Below are 23,266 nucleotides of genomic sequence, written 5' to 3'. Positions count from 1 at the left end.
CGGAACGCGGGGCGAAGTCGCGCTCCCGTAGAATGCCCCCGAACCTGATCCCGGAATGCCGATGGCCTACCGCCGCACCCGCCTGATGGAAGAGCGCCTTGCCGGCAACCGCGAGCGCATCCTGCGCGCGACGCGGCGGCTGATCGCCGAAGGCGGCTTCCGCAATGCGCAGATCGCGGCGGTGGCGGCGCAGGCGGAGGTGTCCACCGGCACCATCTACCGCTACTTCCCATCCAAGGCCGAGCTGTTCGTGGAGGTGCTCACCGAGGCCGTGGACCATGAGATCGAGATCCTGCGTGATGTGATCGCGGTGCAAACCGGCGCGCGCGCGCAGCTCGAAGCCGCGGTGGCGTCCTTCGTGCGGCGCGCCCTGACCGGCCCCAACCTCGCCTGGGCCTTCATCGCCGAGCCGGCCGAACCGGAAGTGGACGCCGAACGCATCCGCGGGCGCAAGCGGTTCGGCGACGTGTTCAAGGCCGTGCTCAAGCGCGGCGTGGCCAGCGGCGAGTTCCCCAGGCAGGACCTCGATGCCGGCGCGGCCTGCATCGTGGGTGCCTTTACCGAGGCCCTGGTCGGCCCGATCGGCCCGAGCCGCAAGACCCTGCGCGACAAGGAGCGCCTGGTGCGCGCGATCTGCGACTTCTGCACGCGCGCGGTGTCGGCGGCGGCCTGATCACTCCAGCGGCAGCGCCCGTGCGGCCCGCAGCTGGTGGAGCCGGATCGCGCCGGCATCGTTGCTCCAGCTGCCGCGCACGTGGTTGATGAGGGTGAGGAGTTCCTCCTCGGACACGCGATCGGTGAAGGGCGGCATCGAGTGGGGGGCCGGATTGCCCGCGGTGGTCGGTGCCGCGGCACCGAACAGCGTGACCCGGATCAGGTTCACCGGATCGTTCGCCACGACCTGCGGGTTGCCGTCGAGCGGCGGGAACACGCGCTCGCGGCCGCGTCCGTCGCGGCCGTGGCAATCGGCGCAGTGCTTTTGGTAGAGCGCGGTGCTGGCCGGGCCGATCCCGTCGCGTGCCGGCGGCGCGGGCGGGGCCGGGCGCTGCGGCAGCGGCGGCAGGCTGAGGATGTATTCGGCGATGGCGCGGGCATCGTCAGGCGTGAGGTATTGCAGGCTCGCGCCCACCACTTCGGCCATCGGGCCGAATGCGCCGGCCTGCGGTGCCACGCCGGTGCGCAGATAGCCGGCCAGGTCATCGACGCTCCAGTGGGCGAGCGATTGGCCGTCGAGCGGTGGCGCGACCCAGCCCTGCCCGAAAATGCGTCCGCCAACGAAGCGGCGCGAGCGGTCCATCGCACCGAAGGCGTTGCGCGCGCCGTGGCACATCGTGCAGTGCGCGATGCCTTCGGCCAGATAGCGGCCGCGGTTCCAGCGCTCGCCGCGCGCCGGATCGGGCAGCAGCTCCCAGGGGCGGAAAAAGAGCATGCGCCAGCCGATCAGCGCCGGACGCCAGCCCGGGACGCCGCTGAGGGTGTTCTCCGGCGGCGACGTGGCCACTGCGGGCTGGCTGCGCAGCCAGGCGAACATCGCGTCGGCATCGGCGGCCGTCAGGTGCTGGAAGCTCTCGAACGGAAAGGCCGGATAGAGCAGGCCGCTGCGGCCGACCCCGTGCGCCAGCGCGTGGCGGAACTGCCCGGCCGACCAGCCGCCGATGCCGTGTTCCGCATCGGCGGTCAGGTTGCTCGAATACAGCGTGCCCCACGGCGTGGCGAAAGCGCGACCGCCGGCCAGCGGTTCGCCGCCGCGTGCGGTGTGGCAGGCCACGCAGTCGCCGATCCGCGCCAGGTATTCGCCGCGCGCAAGCGTTTCGTCATCCGTGGCCACGGATGACGAATCCCCGCCGGGCGGCGAAAGTGCGCCCGGCCCGCCCTGCGCGGCGATGAGAAAGCCCGTGACCACGGCTGCCAGCATGAAAAGCGGGAATCCGAACGCCATCAGCAGAGTGGGCAGGCTCGGGCCCTTCGCGGCGCTCACGGCTGCACCCCGCGCGCCGGATCGAAATGCGTGGCACCGCCGCAGTCGAGCGGCAGCGGCTCGGCGCTGGCCTCCAGCGCTGTCGTCTCCGGCTCGGGAATCAGCCCGGCGACGAAGGTCGCCACACGCCGCACCTCGGTCGGATCCAGGCGCGAAACCACCTGCGCCATGCAGTCGGGCGCGATCGAGTGGCGCGATCCGGTCATCCAGCCGCCGAGCTGGGCGATGAGGTAGTCGGTGGGAAGTCCGGCCAGCGCCGGCACGCCCGGCTCGCGCCCCTGCAGCTGCGGCCCGTGGCAGCTGGCACAGGGCGGAAGATCCCGCGCCGGATCGCCTTCATGCACGAGGCGTTCGGCGCGCGCGCGGTCGGCGTCGCTCTGTGCGGCCGGTGCCGCGTGCTGCAGCGCGACCATCGGCTGGGCGGCGAAGAAGCTCGCGATGCGCGCCAGCCATGCGTCGTCCCAGTTGCGCATCAGATAGATCATCTGCGGATAGTGGCGGCGTCCGTCGCGGAAGCCCTGCATCTGCGCGAATAGATAGCCGGCCGGCTTGCCGGCCAGGTGTGGGTAGTACTCCGAGCCGGGCACGCCTTCGCCGCGGGCACCGTGGCAGGCGGCGCAGGCCGCCAGGCGCTCGGCCATGGCGTCGTCGTCCAGATCGGGCATGGCGGCGGCGGGAGCGGTCAGCGCCATCAGTGCGAGCGCGGTGAATAGACAGGCGATTTTCATGCGCAAAGCCTAACGGCCGGACATATCCCCGTGCCAGTCGGAACCGGGCCGCATCGCACCAAGGTCCGAGTGCGTCGCCGAGGATGCGGCGGTATGTTTGGGCCATGAATCCATCCCTTTCCCGACTCCTGATCGCGGCGGCCACGGCCTTGGGCCTGGCCGGCTGCGCGGCCACGCCGATGACTTCAGCCACCAATACCGCCGACCGCACCTTCGGGCCGATCCGCCAGAGTATCCACCGCGGCGCGGACGACCTGCTCACGGCGGGCCTGGGAATCGACGGCCTGCGCGCCATGACGCCGCCCGCGGTCGAAAATCCGGCGTCGCCCTCGCCTGAAGAGCTTCGCCGTCGCGCCATCTGGTCGAACTGGCGCGGCATCGCCGACCTGCGTCCGGGCGGCGGTGCCGGCGATTCGCTGCCTTCGGTGCCGGGGCGCGAGTTCGCGGCGCTGGCGCGGCTGGACGGTGCGCGCCAGCCGCACCGCGTGCTGCTGCAGTTGCCGGACGCCTTCGATCCGGCGCATCCCTGTCTGGTGGTGGCACCGGCATCGGGCTCGCGCGGGGTCTACGGCGCGATCGCCGTGGCCGGGCCGTGGGCGCTGCCGCGCGGCTGCGCGGTGGCCTACACCGACAAGGGCGCGGGGACGGATTACTTCGACCTGGATGCCGGGCTGGGCGTCCGCCTCGACGGCACCGTTGGCCGCGTCGAGGCGGGCGAGGAGCTGGCGTTCGCGCCGGATGCCGAGGTCTCGCTCGAACCGCGCGGCATCGCCTTCAAGCACGCCCATTCCATGGACAATCCGGAGGCCGATTGGGGCCGGCACGTGCGCCAGGCCGTGCGCTACGGACTTGAGGTGCTGGCCGGGCAATTCCCGGGCCATCGCATGGATGCCGGCCACGTGCGGGTGATCGCGGTGGGCATTTCCAACGGCGGCGGCGCGGTGCTGCGCGCGGCCGAAGTCGAGGACGGCCTGATCGACGCCGTGGTCGCGGGCGAACCCAATGTCTACGCGCGTGCCGAGGGCGCGCGGTCGCTCTACGACTACGCCACGCTCGCCGCGGTGCTGATGCCTTGCGCGCTCCTGGCGATCGAGGACTGGCCGCAGCCGCCCAGCCCGGACGCCCTGCGCGCAGCGGGCGCGGCGCGCTGCAAGAGCTACGCGGACAACGACATGCTGCCGCGCGGCGATCTCGACGTGCAGGCGCGCGAGGCGCTGGCGACGCTCAAGCGCTACGGCTTCGACGACCACGCCCTGCGCAGCGGTGCAATTTCCACCGGCTTCGACCTGTGGCGCGCGGTGGCGGCGACCTACGCCTCGGCCTACGGTCGCCATGCGCCGGGCGAACATCCCTGCGGGTTTTCCTGGGCACCGCTCGGCCCGGCCGGCGCGCCGCGCGCGGCCTCCGCGGAAGAGCGCGCGCTGTGGTGGAGCGACGGCTCGGGCATTCCGCCGGGCAACGGCATCGCCCTGATCGATCCCGGCCGTGCAGACGAGGATCCGGATCTGCCGGGAATCGGCTGCCTGAACATGCTGTGGCGCGATCACGTGGCGAGCGAGCGCGTCTCTGCGGGGGTCGAAGAAACCCGCGCCTCACCGCCGCGCGCGGGGCTGCCGGTGATCGTGGTGCACGGCCGCGACGACGGCCTGATCCCGCTGGCCTTCAGCAGCCGGCCCTACGTCGAGATGGCACGCGCCGCAGGGCGCGAGGTGCCGCTGTGGATCGTGCCCGATGCGCAGCACTTCGACGCGTTTCTGGCCTTTCCCGACTACGGCCGGCGCTTCGTGCCGCTGCTGCCCAAGGTCCATGCCGCGCTGGACGCTGTGATGGTGCACCTGGATGATCCGCGCGTGCCGTTGCCGGGAGAGGCACCGCACTGACCCGGCCCTCGAAGGCATGCATCCGGGACCGGCGGAAACCGCTGCGCGGGCTCCGCCCTACGCGGGTTTCTCGCAGGGCGGAACAGCCGGAGGCGATTTCGCCGCGGTGCTGAATACCTGGAAAAAGTCGCCGGGCCCGCGCCTTCGCGCGAGCGACGGCAGCGCGCATTCTTGCGGTACGAGGCGTGGAGCACAGGCGCAGCTCCGGTTTTAGAGCATCTGCTCGCCATACTGCGCCGTACTGTTTACGATGCCAGTCTATTTTGCCGACGGAGTTTCCGCCATGAGCACCGCCTTCACCCCGCCGCTCGACGACCTGCGCTTCGTGCTCGACAGCCTGATCGACGTGCCCGCCGTCCAGGCGCTGCCGGGCCATGCGGACACCAGCCGCGAGCTGATCGACGCGGTGCTGGAAGAGGCCGGCAAGTTTTCCGCCCAGGTACTCGCGCCGCTCAACCGCGAAGGCGACATCAAGGGCAGCCGCTGGAAGGACGGCGAGGTCACCAGCGCGCCGGGCTTCCGCGACGCCTACGCCCAGTATTGCGAATCGGGCTGGAACGCGCTGCCGTTTCCGGTCGAGTGGGGCGGCCAGGGTTTGCCCAACATCGTTTCCAGTCCGGTGTCGGAAATGGTGATGTCGGCCAACCTGTCGTTCTCGCTGTGCCCGATGCTGACCGCCGGCGCGGTCTCGGCGCTGGTGCTGGTGGGCTCGGATCACCTCAGGAAGACCTATCTGCCGAAGATGATCGACGGCAGCTGGACCGGCACCATGAACCTCACCGAGCCGCAGGCCGGCTCGGATCTTTCCCTGGTGCGCACCCGCGCCGTGCCCGAAGGCGATCACTACCGCGTCAGCGGGCAGAAGATTTTCATCACCTGGGGCGAGCACGACATGACCGAAAACATCGTGCACCTGGTGCTGGCGCGCCTGCCCGATGCGCCCGAGGGCGTGAAGGGCATTTCGCTGTTCGTGGTGCCCAAGTTCCTGGTCAATCCCGACGGTTCGCTCGGCGCGCGCAACGACGTGCGCTGCGCCTCGCTCGAACACAAGCTCGGCATCCACGCCAGCCCCACCGCGGTGCTCAACTTCGGCGAAAAGGACGGGGCCATCGGCTACCTCGTGGGCGAGGCCAACCGCGGTCTCGAGTACATGTTCATCATGATGAACGAGGCCCGCTATGCGGTCGGCGTGCAGGGCATCGCCATCGGCGAGCGCGCCTACCAGCAGGCCGCCGCCTACGCGCACGAGCGCCTGCAGGGGCGCGACATTTCCAACCCGCGCGGACCGACCGCGCCGATCGCGCGCCAGCCCGACGTGCGCCGCATGCTGCTGACCATGCGCGCCATCACCGAAGCCAACCGCGCGCTCTCGATGACGCTCGCGTCCCTGCTCGATCACGGCCGTGCCGGCAACAAGGAGGCGCAGGCGCTGGCCGAATTCCTGGTGCCGATCCACAAGGGCTGGGCCACTGAAGCGGCGAATGAAGTCACCAGTCTTGGGGTGCAGGTACACGGCGGCATGGGCTTCATCGAGGAAACCGGTGCCGCCCAGCACCTGCGCGACGCGCGCATCACCGCGATCTATGAAGGCACCACCGCGATCCAGGCCAACGACCTGATCGGCCGCAAGACCGCGCGCGACGGCGGTGCCGCCGCCGCGGCCATTGCCGCGCAGATTCGCGCCGCCGTCGATGCGCTGGACGAACGCGACCCGGATCTGACCGCGATCCGCGCGCGCCTGGCGTCCGCGCTGGAAGCCTTCGAAGCCAGCGCGGCCTGGGTGGTGCAGAATTACGCGAAGGATCCGATCGCGGTGCACGCCGGCTCGGTGCCCTTTCTCGTACTCTCCGGTCTGACCTGCGGTGGCTGGCAAATGGCGCGCATGGCCAGCGTGGCGCGACGCCGGCTCGATGCCGGCGAGGGCGATGCGGGCTTCAATACCGCCAAGCTCAAGACCGCGCGCTTCTACGCCGACCACCTGCTGACCCGCGTCGCCGGCCTGCGCGAGCAGGTGCTCGCGGGTGCCAGCGCCATTGCGGAGTTCCCGGAGGAGCGGTTCTGATTTCAACCCGTCGGCCGTGCTGAGCTACGACCTGCGGCGATGCGGGTAGGTCGGGGTCACGTCCCCGACGGTTCCAAGGACGTCTGGATCGCGGGCAGGCCCGTGCTTCCACAAAAGCTTGCGAATCTGCGTTGTGGGAGCGGCCTTGGCCGCGATGCGATGGGCGGACATCACAGGTCGGGGCCACGGCCCCGACGCATGGACGGCAGGAACGAGGCGACGGCTTTCTCCGAGTACGCGTCCGTCGGCCGCGTAGGGTCGACCTGCGGCGATTGTGCAGGCGAGCGGGGACTTTTCGCACAAGCCGCGCGTCGCGCGAGCAAGTACAGTGGAGTCTTCCCTCGCCGCTGCCGGAGCGCGCCATGATCGATCTTCACTACTGGCCCACGCCCAATGGGCACAAGATCACCCTGTTCCTCGAAGAAGCGGGGCTGCCCTACACCGTGTTCCCGGTGGACATCGGGCGCGGCGACCAGTTCAAGCCGGAGTTCCTCGCGATCTCGCCCAACAACAAGATGCCGGCCATCGTCGACCGCGCGCCGGCCGACGGCGGCGCGCCGGTGTCGGTGTTCGAGTCGGGCGCGATCCTGCTGTACCTGGCGGAGAAGACCGGCAAGCTCATCCCCGCCGATCCGCGCGCGCGGATCGAGGTGCTGGAATGGCTGTTCTGGCAGGTCGGCGGGCTGGGGCCGATGCTGGGGCAGAACCACCACTTCGGTACCTACGCGACGCAGAAGATTCCCTACGCCATCGAACGCTACGAGCGCGAAACCCGGCGCCTGTACGGGGTGCTCGATGCGCGTCTGAAGGATCGCCGGTTCATCGTGGGCGACGGCCTTTCCATCGCCGACCTGGCCTGCCACCCGTGGATCGCATCGCATGCGCAGCAGAAGGTGGATCTTGGCGACTATCCGCAGGTGCAGCGCTGGTTTGACGCCATCGCGGCGCGCCCGGCGGTGCAGCGTGCCTATGCCTGGGACGGGAAGATCGAACGCACGCCGCTGGATGACGCCCAGCGCGCCGTCCTGTTCGGCGGCACCGCGCCTGCCTCCTGATGCCGGAGACGCCCCGATGCCTTTCGCCCGATACCTTGCCGTTTTTCTGCTTGCCATGACCGTTCCCGCTGCCACCGCCGCTGTCGCCGTGCAAAAGCTCACGCTCGAAGCGATCGCCGGCGACGTGCCGCTGGCCGGCCCCTCGCTGATGCAGCCGAAGATCGCGCCCGACGGCAGCCGCGTCACCTTCCTGCGCGGCGGCGAGGCCGACGGCTATCGCCTCGACCTGTGGGAGTACGACATTGCCAGCGGCCAGACCCGACGTCTGGTGGCCGCCAGCGACGTGCTGCCCGGCACCGAGATGCTTTCCGACGAGGAAAAGGCGCGGCGCGAGCGCCAGCGCATCGCTGCCTACTCGGGCATCGTGGCCTACCAGTGGGCACCGGACTCGCGCCGCCTGCTGTTTCCGCTGGGCGGCGAGCTGTACCTCTACGACCTTGGCGCGAAGGCCGGGAAGGCGGTGCGCAAGCTCACATCGGGAGAGGGCTTCGCCACCGATCCGAGGGTGTCGCCGCGAGGGCGCTGGGTCAGCTTCGTGCGCGGGCGCAACCTGTGGGTGGTGGAGATCGAGAGCGGGCGCGAAGTGCAGCTCACCGCCGACGGTTCGGAAGTGATCGGCAGCGGCGTGGCCGAGTTCGTGGCCGACGAGGAAATGGATCGCCATACCGGCTACTGGTGGGCCCCGGACGACAGTGCCATCGCTTACGCACGCATCGACGAGACCCCGGTGCCGGTGCAGAAGCGCCACGAGGTTTACCCCGACCGCACCGAGGTCGTCGAGCAGCGCTATCCGGCGGCGGGCGATCCAAACGTCCTGATCGATCTCTTTGTCACCCGCCCGGCGGAGTTCCTCACGCCGCCCGGCACTGTCGCCCATGCCATCGAAACCTCGGACGGCCCGCGCCGGGTGCGCGTGCAGGAGCGCATGGGCGCGCCTGCGCCGCAGAGGATCGATCTGGGGCCGGAGCGCGACATCTATCTGGCGCGGGTCGATTGGCGCGATGCCGGGCATCTGACCTTCCAGCGCCAGAGCCGCGACCAGCGCCGGCTGGACCTGATCGAAGTCGATCTTGCGAGCGGTGCGCAGCGCACCCTCGTGACCGAAACCAGCGCGACCTGGGTGCCGCTGCACAACGGGCTGCGTTTCCTCAAGGACGGTCGATTCCTCTGGATGAGCGAACGCTCGGGTTTCCAGCACCTCTATCTGGTGGATGCGCAGGGCGAGGCGACCGCGCTCACCGCGGGCGACTGGGTGGTGGACAGCCTTCTGGGCGTGGACGAAAAGGCGGGGCTGGCCTACGTCGGCGGCACGCGCGAGTCTCCCACCCAATCGCACGCCTACGCGGTGCCGCTCGCGGGCGGCGAGCTGACGCGCCTGACACAAGAGGCGGGCTTCCACACGGTGAGCTTCAGCAAGAACGCCAAGGTCTACGTCGACAGCTACTCCAGCCCGACCCAGCCGCCGCAAAGCACCCTGCACGAGGCCGGCGGCAAGCGCCTCGCCATGCTCCTGCGCAACGACCCGGCCGAACCCTCGCATCCCTATGCACCGTACCTTGCCGCGCACCGCGCGCCCGAATTCGGCACCCTGGCGGCGGCGGACGGCAGTACGCTGCACTACAGCCTGATCACGCCGCCCGATTTCGATCCGGCGAAGAAGTACCCGGCGATCGTCTACGTCTACGGCGGCCCGGCGACGCAGACCGTGCTGCGAACCTGGCCCGCGCGCGGAGATGCCCTGTTCGCGCAGTATCTGGCCCAGCAGGGCTATGTGGTCTTCAGCCTCGACAACCGCGGTACCCCGCGGCGCGGCGCCAAGTTCGGCGGCGCGCTGTTTCGCCATCAGGGCGCGGTGGAAGTGGAAGACCAGGTGATGGGCGCGCGCTGGCTGGCGCGGCAGCCGGGCGTGGACGGCGCGCGCATCGGCGTGTTCGGCTGGTCGAACGGCGGCTACATGACCCTGATGCTGCTGGCCAAGGCCTCCGAGACCTACGCCTGCGGCGCAGCCGGTGCGCCGGTCACCGACTGGGCGCTCTATGACACCCACTACACCGAGCGCTACATGGATCTTCCCGGCAACAACCCGGAAGGCTATGCCGATTCGCGCGTGTTCGCCCACCTCGACGGGCTGCGCTCGCGCCTGCTGCTGGTACACGGCATGGCCGACGACAACGTGCTGTTCACCCACAGCACCCAGCTCATGGGCGAGCTGCAAAAGCGCGGCATCCAGTTCGACCTGATGACCTATCCCGGTGCCAAGCACGGCCTTGAGCGCCACAACAGCCTGCACCGCATGCGTCTTACCGAGGCGTTCTTTGCGCACTGCCTGAGCCCGGAGGGCTGATCGGCCATGGACATTTTCAAACGCTTCCACATCGAGGCCGCGCACCGGCTGCCCAACGTGCCCGAGGGCCACAAGTGCGCGCGCCTGCACGGCCACTCCTTCCTGATCGAACTGCACGTGAGTGGCGAACCCGGGCCGCAGACCGGGTGGGTGATGGACTTCTCGGACATCAAGCGCGCCTTCCAGCCGGTGTTCGACCGGCTCGATCACCACTACCTCAACGAGGTGCCGGGGCTGGAAAACCCCACCAGCGAGAACCTCGCGCGCTGGATCTGGGATCAGCTCAAGCCGACCCTGCCGCCGCTCTCGCGCGTGGTGATCCACGAGACCTGTACCTCGGGCTGCGTCTACAGCGGCCCGGCGGCGTAGCGCGGAGCCGGGATCGCGGCTCCGCGCGCCATTTAGTGCGCTGCGGCATTCTTCGGGGGCCTGTAAAAAATCCTGCAATAACAATCATCTGCCTGTAAAACAGGCGTGGATTAAGCGACTTCTTGCTGTTGGATGTTGCACTGCACAAAATTGTGCGCTAGGCTATGCCCACCATCCGCCACTCCCAGAGGATTTCGAACATGTCCACGCAGTTCACTCTCCCGTTTGCTTCCGTGGCCCGCCAGTTCGCCCAGTCGGCGCTGCAGGCCAACACCCTGGCGTTCGAGGGCTTCGAGCGCATCGTCAACCTGCAGCTCAAGTCCGCCGAGGCCGGCCTGAAGTCGTCGGTCGAGTTCCTGTCCGAGGCCGGCGACGTGGCCGACCTGGAAGGCGCCAAGGACATTTGGCCCAAGAGCGTTGCCCTGGTGAAGAATTCGTCCGAGCAGCTCTATTCCACCAGCCAGGAAGTGCTGGGCCAGGCACTCAAGACCTCCGAGGCCATCGGCCAGCTGTTCCGCGCCGAGTTCCAGACCGCGAGCGAGACCGTGACCAAGGCCGCCAGCAAGGCTGCCAAGGCCGCTGCCTGATCCGCAGCCGCACCACCCCGCAAGCGCGTCGCCGCCCTCCCTCCCTCGATTTTGCGGCGACGCTTTCCAACCGGCGAGGCTTTGGCCTTGCCGGTTTTTTTTTGCCCGGGCTCCGGATGCAGCAGGCCGGGCATCCCGGCCGCGACCAAGGGCGCTCCTGCATCCATTGCAACATCGAGATCAGCGCGGCCCGGCAGGAGCGGGCTTGCCCGCGATAAAGGCGTCGGGTGCATTGCGAAGCGGCACCGGCTGGCGGGCATTCCCATCGCGACCAAGGTCGCTCCTGCATCGCAGCATCGGGGCCCTCAGCGCTTCTTCGGCCGCTGCCAGCCTTCGATGGTGGTCTGGCGGGCGCGGGCCACGGTGAGGTGGTTGGCCGGGGCGGGTTTGGTGAGCACGGTGCCGGCACCCAGGGTAGCCCCTTCGCCCACCTCCACCGGTGCCACCAGCGCGCTGTTGGAGCCGATGAAGGCGTCGTCGCCGATGGTGGTCTGCGACTTGTTCACCCCGTCGTAGTTGCAGGTGATGGTGCCCGCGCCGATGTTGACCCGCGCGCCGACGAGGGCGTCGCCCAGATAGCTCAGGTGATTGGCCTTGCTGCCCGGGCCCAGTCGCGTGTTCTTGAGCTCCACGAAGTTGCCCACGTGCGCGCCGTCGGCCAGCTCCGTGCCCGGGCGCAGGCGCGCGTAGGGGCCGATCTGCGCGTTCGCCGCGCACACCACGCCTTCCAGGTCGCAGTGCGCCTTGACCTGCGTGCCCGGCCCGAGCGTCACGTCGCGCAGGCGGGTGAAAGGACCGATGCGCACGCCGTCGCCCAGTTCCACCCGGCCTTCGAGCACCACGTCGATATCGATTTCGACCTCGCGCCCGACGCGCACCGTGCCGCGCTGCTCCAGGCGCGCCGGATCGGCCAGGCGCACGCCCCGTTCGCACAGCGCGCGCGCGGCGCGAAGCTGGAAGGCGCGTTCGAGCCGGGCGAGCTGCCACAGATCGTTGGCACCCTCGATCTCCTGCGCGTCGGACACCTGCACCATGCACGCGGGCGTGAATGCGGATGCCGCCATCGCAAAGATGTCGGTGAGGTAGTACTCGCCCTGGGCGTTGTGGTTGGACAGTGCCGCCAGCCAGCGCCGCAGCGCGGCGGCATCGGCGGCGACCAGACCGGTGTTGACGGTGCGGATGTGCTTCTGGTCCGCATCCGCGTCGCGCTCCTCGACGATGGCGGCGACGCGGCCCTCGGCGTCGCGCACGATGCGGCCATAGCCGGTCGGGTCATCCAGTTCGGCCACCAGTACGGCCAGTGCGCCTTGCGCCGTGAGAAGGCGGGACAGCGTTTCGGCGCGCAGCAGCGGCACATCGCCATAGAGCACCAGCACGCGGGCGTCGTCGCCGATGCCGGGCATGGCCTGGGCCACGGCGTGCCCGGTGCCCAGCCGCTGCGCCTGTTCCACCCAGCGCAGGTCGGCGTCATCGGCAAAGGCGGCGCGGACCGCCGCACCTTCGTGCCCGTGGACGATGTGGATGGCGGCAGGCGAGAGAGCGCGCGCGGCGTCGATCACGTGCGCCAGCATCGGGCGCGCGGCGATCGGCTGCAGCACCTTGGGCCGCGACGAGCGCATGCGCTTGCCTTCCCCGGCGGCGAGTATAACCACGTTGAGCGCGTTGTTCATGCATCCTCCCGTTCCTGCACCGGATTCTATCGGCGGGCGGCCGTGTAGCATATGCGCGATGGAATCCGATTCTCTGCGCCGGGCTTCGCCGCGCTTTTCAACGATTGCCGGCAGCGGTCTCCTGTGGCTTGGCCCACTGCTTCTTGCCGGCGGCGTGGTGCACTACCGGATGTGGGAGCAGCTTCCGTCGATGCGCGCGCTGGAGGGCCTCGGCATTGCGGCCGTGGCGCTGGCCTGCGCCTGGCTCGCGCGATGCCTGTTCGGCGTCTCACTGGCCGGTGCGCTGGCCGCGTTCTGGGGCCTGGGCCTGGTGCTCTTCGCGGGGCCGCTTCCGACGCTCGCGACCCTGATCCTCGCTGGCGCGGCGCTGGCGCTCGGCAGCGCAATCGGCTCGCGCGAAGCGGCAGGGCTCCAGCTCGCGCTCGGGCTGGTGGTGATCGCGGGTGCGGTCGGATGGCTGCTGCCGCTGCCGCTGCACTGGGGCCTGCTGTATCTGGGCCTGGCCCTGGCGGCGATCTTCTTTCGACGCAGGACGATCATGCGTTCGCTCCGCCGGCTTGGCGGGGCGTGGTTGCGGGCGACCCGGGAAGCGCCGGCGTCGGCGGCCTTCGCCGTGCTGGTCCTGGGCCTGGCCAGCACGGGGGCGTGGCTTCCGACCCTGCAGTTCGACGATCTCGCCTACCACCTGCGCCTGCCCTGGCAGCTCCAGCTGGAGGGCCGCTACCTGCTCGATCCCTCGACGCAGGTCTGGGCGCTGGCACCCTGGGCCTCGGACGTGGTGCACGCGATGGCGCAGCTCATCGGCAGGGCGGAAGCGCGCGGGCCGGTCAACGCGATGTGGCTTGCGATCGCGGCGGGCGGGCTGTGGCGCCTGGGACGGGCGCTGAATGCGCCGGCCCGGGTTCGCTGGCTCGCGATCGCGTTGTTTTGCAGCTTCCCGCTGACCGCCACCCTCATGGGCAGCATGCACACCGAGCTTCCGACCACGGCGCTTCTGGCCTGGCTGCTGGCGCTGGTGGTGGAGCGCCGCACGCTGGATTGGCCCGGCTGGCTGGCCGTGGTCCTGCTGGCGGCGGGCTTGGCCGCGCTGAAACTGACCGCGGCGGTGCTCGCGGCCTTGCTGCTGCTCATCGCACTGGTGCGTTTTCCCTGGCCCCCTGCGCGCCGCATCGCGGCGCTCGCGCTCCTCTTCGCGCTGGTGGCCGGGTCGAGCTATACCTATGCGCTGGTGATTGCGGGCAATCCGTTCCTGCCGCTGTTCAACGGCTGGTTCCATTCGCCCTATTTCAAACCCGAGAACATGCTCGACGCGCGCTGGGCGACGGGATTCGGGCCGACGCTGCTGTGGGACATGACCTTTCGCACGCACGACTTCAACGAGAGCCATGCGGGGTCGGCCGGCTTTGCGGTGCTGGCGCTGGCGGGCGCGGTGGCTCTCGCACTGGTGCGGCCCGGCGCGCGGCTGGCGATGGGCCTTTCGCTCGCGCTGCTGTTCGTCCCGCTGCTGGCCCTGCAATACCTGCGCTACGCCTTTCCGGGCATGGTGCTGGTGACGGTGGTGGCGGCAATCGCCGCGATGCGGTGGCAGCCGCGCCTGGGTGCGGCGGTGGTGGTACTGGTCTGCGCGGCGAATCTGGCGTTCCAGGCGAGCGCCCAGTGGATGATGCGCGAGGGCGCGGTGCGGCTGAGCGTTGCGCGTCTTGGTGCGGATCGGCCGGTGTTCGAGACCTACGTGCCGGAGCGGGTGCTGATGCGCCAGCTGCGAAAGGCGGGGGCGCCGTCCGGCACCGTGGTTTTTCTCGACGATGCGAACCCCTATTTCGCCGAAGCCGGCAGTCGCGGGCGCACCACGGTCTGGTACGACCCGGACCTCCGGCGTGCCGCCCGGCTCGCCGACGAGGTGCCCGACGGCAGCGCCTGGGTCGCGCTGCTGCGCGACGAGGGGGCCAGCGACGTGATCGTGCGGCGCAATTCCACGCGCGCAGTGCGCCTGCGTGCGCTCGAACAGGCCGGCGCGCGGCGGTTTTCCGCGGTCGGCCCGGCCGAGTGGTGGCGGATGCCCGAAGCCGAGGAGGCGGGCAGGTGAGCATCCTGCGCCAGGTGCCGCTGTTTCTGCTGATGGGCGGCGTCCAGCTCGTGCTCGATTCCGCCGTCACGATCGGACTCAGTCGCGCCGGCTTGGCGCTGGGGCTGGCGAACGTGATCGGCCGCGTCTGCGGTGCCATGCTCGGCTTCTGGCTCAACGGCCGCTTCACCTTCGGCGGGCCCGGATCGCGCCTGGGGCGTGCGGCGCTGGTTCGCTTTCTCGCGGCGTGGCTGCTGCTGACCGCGGCGAGCACGCTCGGCCTGGCCGCCATCGCGTCGAACCTCAGCCTGCAGGCGGCCTGGATCGCCAAGCCCGTCGTGGAAGCCGCGCTGGCCGTCGCAAGCTTCTTCATTTCCCGCCACTGGGTCTACCGCGCCGCATGAATACATTGCCCGCTCGCATTGCCGTCGTCATTCCCTGTTTCCGGGTGCGGGAACAGGTGCTGGACGTGATCGCGGCCATCGGCCCCGAGGTGGGCTGGATCTTCGCGGTGGACGATGCCTGCCCCGAGGGCAGCGGCGGCTGGATTGAGGAAAACTGCCGCGATCCGCGCGTCCAGGTGCTGCGCCACGCGCTGAACCAGGGCGTGGGTGGCGCGGTGATGACTGGATACCGGGCGGCGCTGGACACGCCCGCCGAAGTCATCGTCAAGATCGACGGCGACGGACAGATGGATCCGGCGCTGCTGCCGCGCTTTGCTGCGCCCCTGCTGGCAGGCCTGGCGGATTACGCCAAGGGCAACCGCTTCCACCGCATCGGCTTCGTGCGGCAGATGCCCTGGGTTCGCCTGGCGGGAAACGCGGTGCTGTCGTTCCTGACCAAGCTGTCTAGCGGCTACTGGCAGGTTGCCGATCCCACCAACGGCTACACCGCGATCCGGCGCGAGCTGGCGGGCGAGCTGGAGCTGGAGCGCGTGGCGCGGCGCTATTTCTTCGAGTCCGATCTGCTCTACCACCTCAATGCGCTGGGCGCGGTGGTGGCCGATGTCCCGATGGAGGCGCGCTATGAAGGCGAACCTTCCAGCCTGCGCCCGCTGCGGGTGATCGGTCCTTTTCTCCTCGGGCACGCGCGCAACACCGCGCGGCGGGTGCTGTACGACTACTTCGTGCGCGGCTTTTCGCTCGCCAGCGTCGAGCTGGTTCTGGGTACCGCACTGTGGGCGTGGGGCGCCGGCTATGGTGCCCTGCAGTGGGTCGAGTCGGTGCGAAGCGGCACGCCCGCGACCGCGGGCACGGTCATGCTCGCGGCCCTGCCGATCATCCTGGGCAGCCAGATGCTGCTGTCCTGGCTCAACTTCGACGTCAACGCGGAGCCACGGATGCCGGTCCATCCGCGCCTGAAGGCGCGCGAAGGACGGTGAGGCAGGCAAGGGCGCGCGGGGGTTCCCGCGTGTCTGCGCCTGAAACGAAAACGCCGGCACGGAGCCGGCGCTTTCGATGCGATGGACGGCGCGCGAGGCGCTCAGTGCTTGAGGTTCTTGCGCAGCCGCTCCAGCGCCTGGAGCTGGGCCAGCGACTCGGCCAGCTTGGCCTGCGCCTCGGACAGATCCATCGCCTCGCCGCGCCCGGCCAGCACGCGCTCGGCCTCTTCCTTGGCCTTGCGCACCGCCGCCTCGTCGATTTCCTCGGCGCGGATGGCGGTGTCGGCCAGTACCGTCACCACGTCCGGCTGAACCTCCAGAATGCCGCCGGACACGGCGAAGTCCAGGCGCTCGCCGTCGGGTCGCGTGACCACGACCTTGCCCGGCTTCAGGCGCGTGATGAGCGGCGTGTGGCGTGCCGCGATGCCGAGCTCGCCAACCTCGCCGGTGGCGACGACCAGCGTGGCCTCGCCCTGGAAGATCTCGCTTTCGGCGCTGACGATGTCACAACGGAAGCTTGCCATGGTGGTTCCTCGCGTGGCTCGGAACGGGATTCGGGATTGGGGATTGGGGATTGGCAAGAGCGCGCTGCTCCACACCATTTCCCCACCTCAAATCACTGCGAAAACCCGCTTCTACGAATCCCGAATCTCTAATCCCTAATCCCGGAAGATTGCGGCTTAAGCCGCAATCTTCTTGGCCTTTTCCACCACGTCTTCGATGGTGCCGACCATGTAGAACGCCTGCTCGGGCAGGTGGTCGTACTCGCCGTCGACGATGCCCTTGAAGCCGCGGATGGTGTCCTTCAGCGAAACGTACTTTCCGGGCGAGCCGGTGAAGACCTCGGCGACGTGGAAGGGCTGGCTGAAGAAGCGCTCGATCTTGCGCGCGCGCGACACCGCCAGCTTGTCGTCTTCGGAGAGCTCGTCCATGCCCAGGATCGCGATGATGTCCTTGAGTTCCTTGTACTTCTGCAGCGTGGCCTGCACGCGGCGCGCGGTCTCGTAGTGCTCGTTGCCGATCACGTTGGGATCGAGCTGGCGACTGGTGGAGTCCAGCGGATCCACGGCCGGGTAGATGCCCAGCGAGGCGATCTGGCGCGAGAGCACGACGGTCGCGTCGAGGTGCGCGAAGGTGGTGGCGGGCGAAGGGTCGGTGAGGTCGTCGGCAGGCACGTACACGGCCTGAATCGAGGTGATCGAGCCGGTCTTGGTGGAGGTGATGCGCTCCTGCAGCACGCCCATTTCCTCGGCCAGCGTCGGCTGGTAGCCCACCGCGGAGGGCATGCGGCCCAGCAGCGCGGAAACCTCCGTGCCGGCCAGGGTGTAGCGGTAGATGTTGTCGATGAACAGCAGAACGTCCTTGCCCTTGCCGGTCTTGGCGTCCTTGGTGTCGCGGAAGTACTCGGCCATGGTCAGGCCGGTCAGCGCCACGCGCAGGCGGTTGCCGGGCGGCTCGTTCATCTGGCCGTACACCATCGCCACCTTGGATTCCTCCGGCTTCTCCTGGTTGACGACGCCCGATTCGATCATCTCGTGGTAGAAGTCGTTGCCCTCGCGGGTGCGCTCGCCCACGCCGGCGAACACCGACAGGCCCGAATGCGCCTTGGCGATGTTGTTGATCAGCTCCATCATGTTGACCGTCTTGCCGACGCCGGCACCGCCGAACAGGCCGACCTTGCCGCCCTTGGCGAACGGGCACATCAGGTCGATGACCTTGATGCCGGTTTCCAGCAGTTCGTTGGCCGCGGACTGGTCCTCGTAGGACGGGGCCGAGCGGTGGATTTCCCAGTGCGCGTCGGCCTTGACCGGGCCGGCCTCGTCGATGGCGTTGCCCAGCACGTCCAGGATGCGGCCCAGGGTGCCGGTGCCGACGGGTACCGAAATCGCGCTGCCGGTGTTGCTGGCCACGAGGTTGCGCTTGAGGCCGTCGGTGGAGCCGAGCGCGATGGTGCGCACGACGCCGTCACCGAGCTGCTGCTGCACCTCCAGCGTGATCGCGGTACCGTCGACCTTCAGCGCGTCGTACACCTTCGGCACGCTCTCGCGCGGAAACTCGACGTCGACGACGGCGCCGATGATCTGAACAATCTTGCCCTGGCTCATGGTTGCTGCTCCGGAGGTAACTTTGATCCTGGTTTCGTCTGTCGCGCCCTTGCAGGTCGCGTGCTTTTGGTTGGAAGTGCGGCCATGGATGGCCGCTTTTTGATCTTCGCGCTCAGGGATTAGCGCACTTAAACGGCCGCGGCCCCACCCACGATCTCCGAGATTTCCTGGGTGATCGCGGCCTGGCGGGCCTTGTTGTAGACGAGGTTGAGGGTGTCGATCAGCTTGCTGGCGTTGTCGCTCGCGGCCTTCATCGCGACCATGCGCGCGGCGTGTTCGGAGGCGACGTTTTCCAGCACGGCGTGATAGACCAGCGACTCGATGTAGCGGTTGATGACGTGATCGAGAACGGTGGCCGGGTCGGGTTCGTAGATGTAGTCCCAGTCGTGCTTGACCACATCGGTTTCCGACGCCGGCAGCGGCAGCAGCTGGTCGAACGCGGCGCGCTGCACCATCGTGTTCACGAAGTCGTTGTAGACGATGTAGACCCGGTCCAGGCGGCCTTCGCTGTACGCATCGAGCATCACCTTGATGACGCCGATCAGGGGCTCCAGGCGCGGCACGTCGCCGATGTGGGTGACGCTGCCGACCATGTCGACCTTGACCCGGCGGAAGAACACCGAGGCCTTCTGGCCGATGGTGACCAGATCGGCCTCGACGCCCTTTTCCTGCCAGCCGCGCAGCTCGGTGACGGTCTTGCGGAAGAGGTTGTTGTTGAGGCCGCCGGCCAGGCCGCGGTCGGAAGAGATGACGATGTAGCCGACCCGCTTGACCTCGTCGCGCTCGGCCAGGAAGGGGTGCACGTAATCGGTGTTGGCGCGGGCCAGATGGCCGATCACCTGCCGCATCGCGCGCGCATAGGGGCGCGAGGCCTTCATCCGATCCTGCGCCTTGCGGATCTTCGATGCCGAAACCATCTCCAGCGCGCGCGTCACCTTGCGGGTGTTCTGCACGCTCTTGATTTTGGTTTTGATTTCCCGTCCACCAGCCATTGGGCTCGCTCCGCTCGCCGGGATTCGGGATCGGGGATCCGGGATCGGAAAGAGCGCCGTGCGCCTCCGCTTGCCGAACCCTGCTCCTGCGAATCCCTGATCCCTAATCCCTAATTTCCAATCCCGCCGGCTCAGTAAGAGCCGGTAGCCTTGAACTCTTCGATGCCCTTCTTGAACGCGGCTTCGATGTCGTTGTTCCAGTCGCCGGTGCGGTTGATGGTGTCCATCATCTCGCCGGCGGTGTTGGCGAAGTGGGCCTGGAGGCCGGCCTCGAACGCGTCGATCCTGGCGACGGGCACATCGTCCATGTAGCCCTTGTCGACCGCGTAGATCGACAGCGACTGCTGCGACACCGACATCGGTGCGTACTGCTTCTGCTTCATCAGTTCGGTGACGCGCTGGCCGCGCTCGAGCTGCTTGCGGGTGGCTTCGTCGAGATCCGAGGCGAACTGGGCGAAGGCCGCCAGCTCGCGGTATTGCGCCAGCGCGATGCGGATGCCGCCGGAGAGCTTCTTCATGATCTTGGTCTGGGCCGCACCGCCGACGCGCGACACCGAGATGCCGGCGTTCACGGCCGGGCGGATGCCGGCGTTGAACAGGTCGGTTTCCAGGAAGATCTGGCCGTCGGTGATCGAAATCACGTTGGTCGGCACGAACGCGGACACGTCGCCGGCCTGAGTTTCGATGATCGGCAGCGCGGTGAGCGAGCCGGTCTTGCCGGTGACCTCGCCGTTGGTGAATTTTTCGACGTAGGCGGTCGAAACGCGCGCGGCGCGCTCGAGCAGGCGCGAGTGCAGGTAGAACACGTCGCCCGGATAGGCTTCGCGGCCCGGCGGACGGCGCAGCAGCAGCGAGATCTGGCGGTAGGCCACGGCCTGCTTGGAGAGGTCGTCATAGACGATCAGGGCGTCCTGGCCGCGGTCCATGAAGTACTCGCCCATGGTGCAGCCCGAGTAGGCGCTGATGTACTGCATGGCGGCCGACTCGGAGGCGGTGGCGGCGACCACGATGGTATGCGCCAGCGCGCCGTTTTCTTCCAGGCGGCGCACGATGTTGGCCACCGTCGAGGCCTTCTGGCCGATGGCCACGTACACGCACTTGACGCCGGTGCCCTTCTGGTTGATCACCGCGTCGATCGCGAGCGCGGTCTTGCCGGTCTGGCGGTCGCCGATGATCAGCTCGCGCTGGCCGCGGCCGATCGGGATCATCGAGTCGACCGACTTGTAGCCGGTCTGCACCGGCTGATCGACCGACTTGCGCCAGATCACGCCCGGCGCCACGCGTTCGACCGGCGCGGTGAGCTGGGTGGTGATCGGGCCCTTGCCGTCGATCGGCTCGCCCAGCGCGTTCACGACGCGGCCGAGGAGCTCGGGGCCGATCGGTACCGAGAGGATCTGGCCGGTGGTCTTGGCCACGTCGCCTTCGCGCAGGTGCTCGTAGTCGCCCAGCACCACGGCACCGACCGAGTCGCGCTCCAGGTTCAGCGCCAGCGCGTAGCTGGGCTGGCCTTCGGCGGCGGCCGGCAGTTCGATCATTTCGCCCTGCATCACGTCGGCCAGGCCGTAGATGCGCACGATGCCGTCGGCTACCGAGGTCACCGCGCCTTCGTTGCGGGCTTCCGCGGAAAGCTTGGCCTTCTCGATGCGATGCTTGATCAGTTCGCTGATTTCAGACGGGTTGAGCTGGGTTTGCATGGAAGTGTCCCTGGTGTCCGGCGCGGAAGCCGGCAATGGTTCAAGAAGAAATCGTCACTGCGCGAGCGCGGTGCGCAGGCGGTCCAGCTTGCCGCGCACCGATCCATCGATCACCACGTCGCCGGCGTCGATGATCGCTCCGCCGATCAGGCTGGCGTCGACCGTATGGCTCAGTGCGATCTCACTGCCGAAGCGGCGGCGCAGCGCAACGCTGAGCGAGGCGACCTCGTCGGCACCCATGGCCGCGGCCGAGGTGACCTTCACCTTCACCACCTTTTCCGCCTCGGCGCGGGCCTGCTCGAACAGCAGCGCGATCTCGGGCAGGAGCGGAAGGCGGCCGTTGGCCACCAGCACGCGCAGGAACTGCAGGAAATCGGCGTCGTCGCCCTGCGGCGGCGCAAGCAGGGCGAGGGCGGCGTCGGCGGTCATGCCGGGACTGGCCAGCAGCGGGCGGACCGCGTCATCGGCGGCGATCGCGGCGGCCAGGCCGAGCTGTGCGGACCAGTCCGGCAGGCGGCCCTTGTCACGCGCCAGCGAAAACGCGGCGCGGGCGTAGGGGCGTGCGAGGGTGAGGGTGGTGCTCATCGCAAGGCTCCGGAATCAAAGCTGGGCGGCGAGTTCGTCGAGCAGGGCCTTCTGGGCGCTGCCGTCGATCTGGCGTGAAATCAGCTTCTCGGCACCGGCCACTGCGAGGTCGGCCACCTGGCGGCGCAGCTCTTCCTTGGCGCGGAACGTGGCCGACTGGATCTCGGCCTGCGCCAGCGTCTTCTGCTGCTCGGCCTCGGCGATCGCCTCGTGCTTTGCCTGCTCGATGAGCTGGTTGGCGCGGGCGTTGGCCTGGTCGATGATCTGGTTGGCCTTGGTGCGCGCCTCGCGCAGCAGTTCGGAAATCTGCGCTTCGGCCTGGGCCAGGCTTTCCTGGCTCTTGTCCGCGGCGGCCAGGCCCTCGGCGATCTTCTTCTGGCGTTCCTCGATCGCGTTGAGCAGGGGCGGCCAGATGAAGCGTGCGATCAGCCAGATCAGGCTGGCGAAGGCCAGCGCCTGGGCAATCAGGGTCAGATTGAGGTTCATGGGTACGCTCTGCCTGGGGTCGGGGTGCTTCCGGCAACGGTGCCGGAAGGGATCCGGTCGGCCCGGCAGGCGCGCGGATCGGGAGATCGGCGCGCGCCCGGGCCGGCGTCGATCAGCCGATGTAGGCCTGCAGCGCGCTCAGGAACGGGCTGGCAAAGGCGAACAGCAGGCCGACCGCGGCCGAGATGATGAACGGGGCGTCGATCAGGCCGGCGGTGATGAACATGCGGACCTGCAGCACCGGGATCAGCTCGGGCTGGCGGGCGGAAGACTCGAGGAACTTGCCGGCCATGATGGCCAGACCCAGGCCGGCGCCCAGCGCGCTCAAGCCGATCATGATGCCGATGCCCAGAACGGACCAGGCCTGGAGGTTAGCGAGGGCGGTCAAAGTTTCCATGGTGTACTCCGAAACGGATAGCTGAGGGTTGAGGAAAGGAAAATCGGGTAAAGCAACAACGTCAGTGGCTGTCTTCGGCCAGGCTGAGGTAGACGATCGACAGCATCATGAAGATGAAGGCCTGCAGCGGCACCACGAGGATGTGGAAGATCATCCAGCCCAGGCCGAAGGTGGCGCCGCCGAGCATCCCGAGGATGCCCGCGCCGCCCAGTACCCAGATCAGCAGGAAGACGATCTCGCCGCCGAACATGTTGCCGAAAAGACGCATCGCCAGCGACACCGGCTTGGAGAGCCACTCGACGATGTTGAGGATGAGGTTGAACGGCACCATCCACTTGCCGAACGGCGCGGTCAGGAATTCCTTGGTGAGCCCGCCCACGCCCTTGGACTTGAGCGCGAAGAACAGGGTCAGGAAGAACACGCTGATCGACAGCCCGAGCGTGGCGTTCACGTCGGCGGTGGGCACCGGCTTCCAGTAGGGAACGCCGAGCAGCTCCAGCGGCTTGGCGATGAAGTCGGCCGGGATGAACTTGGTGGCGTTGAGCAGGAGGATCCAGAAGAACAGCGTGATCGCGATGGGCGTGACCAGCTTGCTCTTGCCGTGGTAGATGTCGCGCGCCTGGCGGTCGGCGAACTCGAGCATGATCTCGACGAAGGCCTGCCATTTGCCTGGAACCCCGGAGGTCGCCTTGCGCGTGGCCAGCCAGAAAGCCAACACCATCAGCAGGCCAAGCAGGCCGGAGGTGATCAGGGTGTCCAGATGCAGCGTCCAGAACGAGCCCTCGCCAACCTGCTTTTCAAGGTACTGGAGATGGTGCCCGATGTAACTTGCCGGAGTGAGTTCCGCCTCGACCGTCATGTGTTGGACCCTGAAAACCGATGGAGTTG

21 protein-coding genes are annotated in these 23,266 nt (G+C 68.5%); 10 read left to right on the top strand and 11 right to left on the bottom strand.

Annotated elements, in window-relative coordinates; genetic code table 11:
* The first annotated feature begins 61 nt into the window (after positions 1-61).
* Positions 62-673, top strand: a complete 612-nt coding sequence (locus WB794_RS01120; protein WP_337333991.1) for a TetR/AcrR family transcriptional regulator — start codon at positions 62-64, stop codon at positions 671-673.
* On the opposite strand, the gene WB794_RS01115 is transcribed toward WB794_RS01120, so the two are convergent.
* Together WB794_RS01115 and WB794_RS01110 are read right to left on the bottom strand one after the other, a co-directional pair.
* Positions 674-1,978, bottom strand: coding sequence for a c-type cytochrome (locus WB794_RS01115; RefSeq protein ID WP_337333990.1), 1,305 nt, complete (start codon positions 1,976-1,978; stop codon positions 674-676). It abuts the gene before it with no gap.
* A complete protein-coding gene (locus WB794_RS01110; protein WP_337333989.1) occupies positions 1,975-2,706 on the bottom strand; it encodes a c-type cytochrome in 732 nt (243 codons plus the stop codon). Before WB794_RS01110 ends, WB794_RS01115 begins: the two co-directional genes overlap by 4 nt.
* A 104-nt stretch (positions 2,707-2,810) precedes the next feature.
* Here WB794_RS01110 and WB794_RS01105 point away from each other — a divergent pair, with 104 nt between their 5' ends.
* The 6 genes from WB794_RS01105 to WB794_RS01080 all read left to right on the top strand — a co-directional run bounded on the left by WB794_RS01105 (position 2,811) and on the right by WB794_RS01080 (position 11,003).
* Positions 2,811-4,586, top strand: coding sequence for a 3-hydroxybutyrate oligomer hydrolase family protein (locus WB794_RS01105; RefSeq protein ID WP_337333988.1), 1,776 nt, complete (start codon positions 2,811-2,813; stop codon positions 4,584-4,586).
* A gap of 283 nt (positions 4,587-4,869) precedes the next feature.
* On the top strand, positions 4,870-6,648 hold the full coding sequence (locus tag WB794_RS01100; RefSeq protein WP_337333987.1) for an acyl-CoA dehydrogenase C-terminal domain-containing protein: 1,779 nt from the start codon (positions 4,870-4,872) through the stop codon (positions 6,646-6,648).
* A gap of 362 nt (positions 6,649-7,010) precedes the next feature.
* Positions 7,011-7,703 (top strand): glutathione binding-like protein, encoded by a 693-nt coding sequence (locus WB794_RS01095; RefSeq protein WP_337333986.1) that lies wholly within the window; start codon positions 7,011-7,013, stop codon positions 7,701-7,703.
* Positions 7,704-7,719: 16 nt separating this feature from the next.
* A complete protein-coding gene (locus WB794_RS01090) occupies positions 7,720-10,047 on the top strand; it encodes a S9 family peptidase (RefSeq protein ID WP_415926622.1) in 2,328 nt (775 codons plus the stop codon).
* 6 nt (positions 10,048-10,053) lie between these two features.
* Positions 10,054-10,416 carry a 6-carboxytetrahydropterin synthase QueD gene (gene queD, locus WB794_RS01085; RefSeq protein ID WP_337333985.1) on the top strand — a complete coding sequence of 121 codons (363 nt, stop codon included), beginning with the start codon at positions 10,054-10,056 and terminating at the stop codon, positions 10,414-10,416.
* A gap of 200 nt (positions 10,417-10,616) precedes the next feature.
* Complete coding sequence (locus WB794_RS01080; protein WP_337333984.1) at positions 10,617-11,003, top strand: phasin family protein; 387 nt, start codon at positions 10,617-10,619, stop codon at positions 11,001-11,003.
* Positions 11,004-11,308: 305 nt separating this feature from the next.
* Here the strand turns inward: WB794_RS01080 and glmU are convergent, their stop codons facing one another.
* Positions 11,309-12,673, bottom strand: coding sequence for a bifunctional UDP-N-acetylglucosamine diphosphorylase/glucosamine-1-phosphate N-acetyltransferase GlmU (glmU, locus tag WB794_RS01075; protein WP_337333983.1), 1,365 nt, complete (start codon positions 12,671-12,673; stop codon positions 11,309-11,311).
* Positions 12,674-12,731: 58 nt separating this feature from the next.
* Between glmU and WB794_RS01070 the strand changes: the two genes are divergently transcribed.
* From WB794_RS01070 to WB794_RS01060, 3 genes are read left to right on the top strand one after another with little or no spacing between them, the layout of a single operon-like run.
* Positions 12,732-14,759, top strand: coding sequence for a hypothetical protein (locus WB794_RS01070; RefSeq protein ID WP_337333982.1), 2,028 nt, complete (start codon positions 12,732-12,734; stop codon positions 14,757-14,759).
* Positions 14,756-15,142: a GtrA family protein gene (locus WB794_RS01065; protein WP_337333981.1), complete on the top strand. Its 387-nt coding sequence runs from the start codon at positions 14,756-14,758 to the stop codon at positions 15,140-15,142. The genes WB794_RS01070 and WB794_RS01065 overlap by 4 nt, the downstream gene beginning before the upstream one ends.
* A complete protein-coding gene (locus WB794_RS01060) occupies positions 15,139-16,119 on the top strand; it encodes a glycosyltransferase family 2 protein (RefSeq protein ID WP_337333980.1) in 981 nt (326 codons plus the stop codon). Before WB794_RS01065 ends, WB794_RS01060 begins: the two co-directional genes overlap by 4 nt.
* Positions 16,120-16,220: 101 nt before the next feature.
* On the opposite strand, the gene WB794_RS01055 is transcribed toward WB794_RS01060, so the two are convergent.
* From WB794_RS01055 to atpB, 8 genes are all read right to left on the bottom strand, one after another.
* A complete protein-coding gene (locus tag WB794_RS01055) occupies positions 16,221-16,643 on the bottom strand; it encodes a F0F1 ATP synthase subunit epsilon (RefSeq protein WP_337333979.1) in 423 nt (140 codons plus the stop codon).
* A gap of 156 nt (positions 16,644-16,799) precedes the next feature.
* Positions 16,800-18,224: a F0F1 ATP synthase subunit beta gene (gene atpD, locus WB794_RS01050; protein WP_337333978.1), complete on the bottom strand. Its 1,425-nt coding sequence runs from the start codon at positions 18,222-18,224 to the stop codon at positions 16,800-16,802.
* Positions 18,225-18,352: 128 nt separating this feature from the next.
* Positions 18,353-19,216 (bottom strand): F0F1 ATP synthase subunit gamma, encoded by an 864-nt coding sequence (gene atpG, locus WB794_RS01045; RefSeq protein WP_337333977.1) that lies wholly within the window; start codon positions 19,214-19,216, stop codon positions 18,353-18,355.
* A gap of 131 nt (positions 19,217-19,347) precedes the next feature.
* Positions 19,348-20,910 (bottom strand): F0F1 ATP synthase subunit alpha, encoded by a 1,563-nt coding sequence (atpA, locus tag WB794_RS01040; RefSeq protein ID WP_337333976.1) that lies wholly within the window; start codon positions 20,908-20,910, stop codon positions 19,348-19,350.
* 54 nt (positions 20,911-20,964) lie between these two features.
* On the bottom strand, positions 20,965-21,495 hold the full coding sequence (locus WB794_RS01035) for a F0F1 ATP synthase subunit delta (protein ID WP_337333975.1): 531 nt from the start codon (positions 21,493-21,495) through the stop codon (positions 20,965-20,967).
* Positions 21,496-21,510: 15 nt separating this feature from the next.
* A complete protein-coding gene (locus tag WB794_RS01030; RefSeq protein WP_337333974.1) occupies positions 21,511-21,981 on the bottom strand; it encodes a F0F1 ATP synthase subunit B in 471 nt (156 codons plus the stop codon).
* 112 nt (positions 21,982-22,093) lie between these two features.
* Positions 22,094-22,378, bottom strand: coding sequence for a F0F1 ATP synthase subunit C (atpE, locus tag WB794_RS01025; protein WP_337333973.1), 285 nt, complete (start codon positions 22,376-22,378; stop codon positions 22,094-22,096).
* 61 nt (positions 22,379-22,439) lie between these two features.
* A complete protein-coding gene (gene atpB / locus WB794_RS01020; RefSeq protein ID WP_337333972.1) occupies positions 22,440-23,237 on the bottom strand; it encodes a F0F1 ATP synthase subunit A in 798 nt (265 codons plus the stop codon).
* Positions 23,238-23,266 lie beyond the last annotated feature (29 nt).

The sequence above is a fragment of the Denitratimonas tolerans genome (genome assembly GCF_037203605.1).
Taxonomy (GTDB): domain Bacteria; phylum Pseudomonadota; class Gammaproteobacteria; order Xanthomonadales; family Xanthomonadaceae; genus Denitratimonas; species Denitratimonas tolerans.
This window is presented reverse-complemented; position numbering and strand designations above follow the sequence as displayed.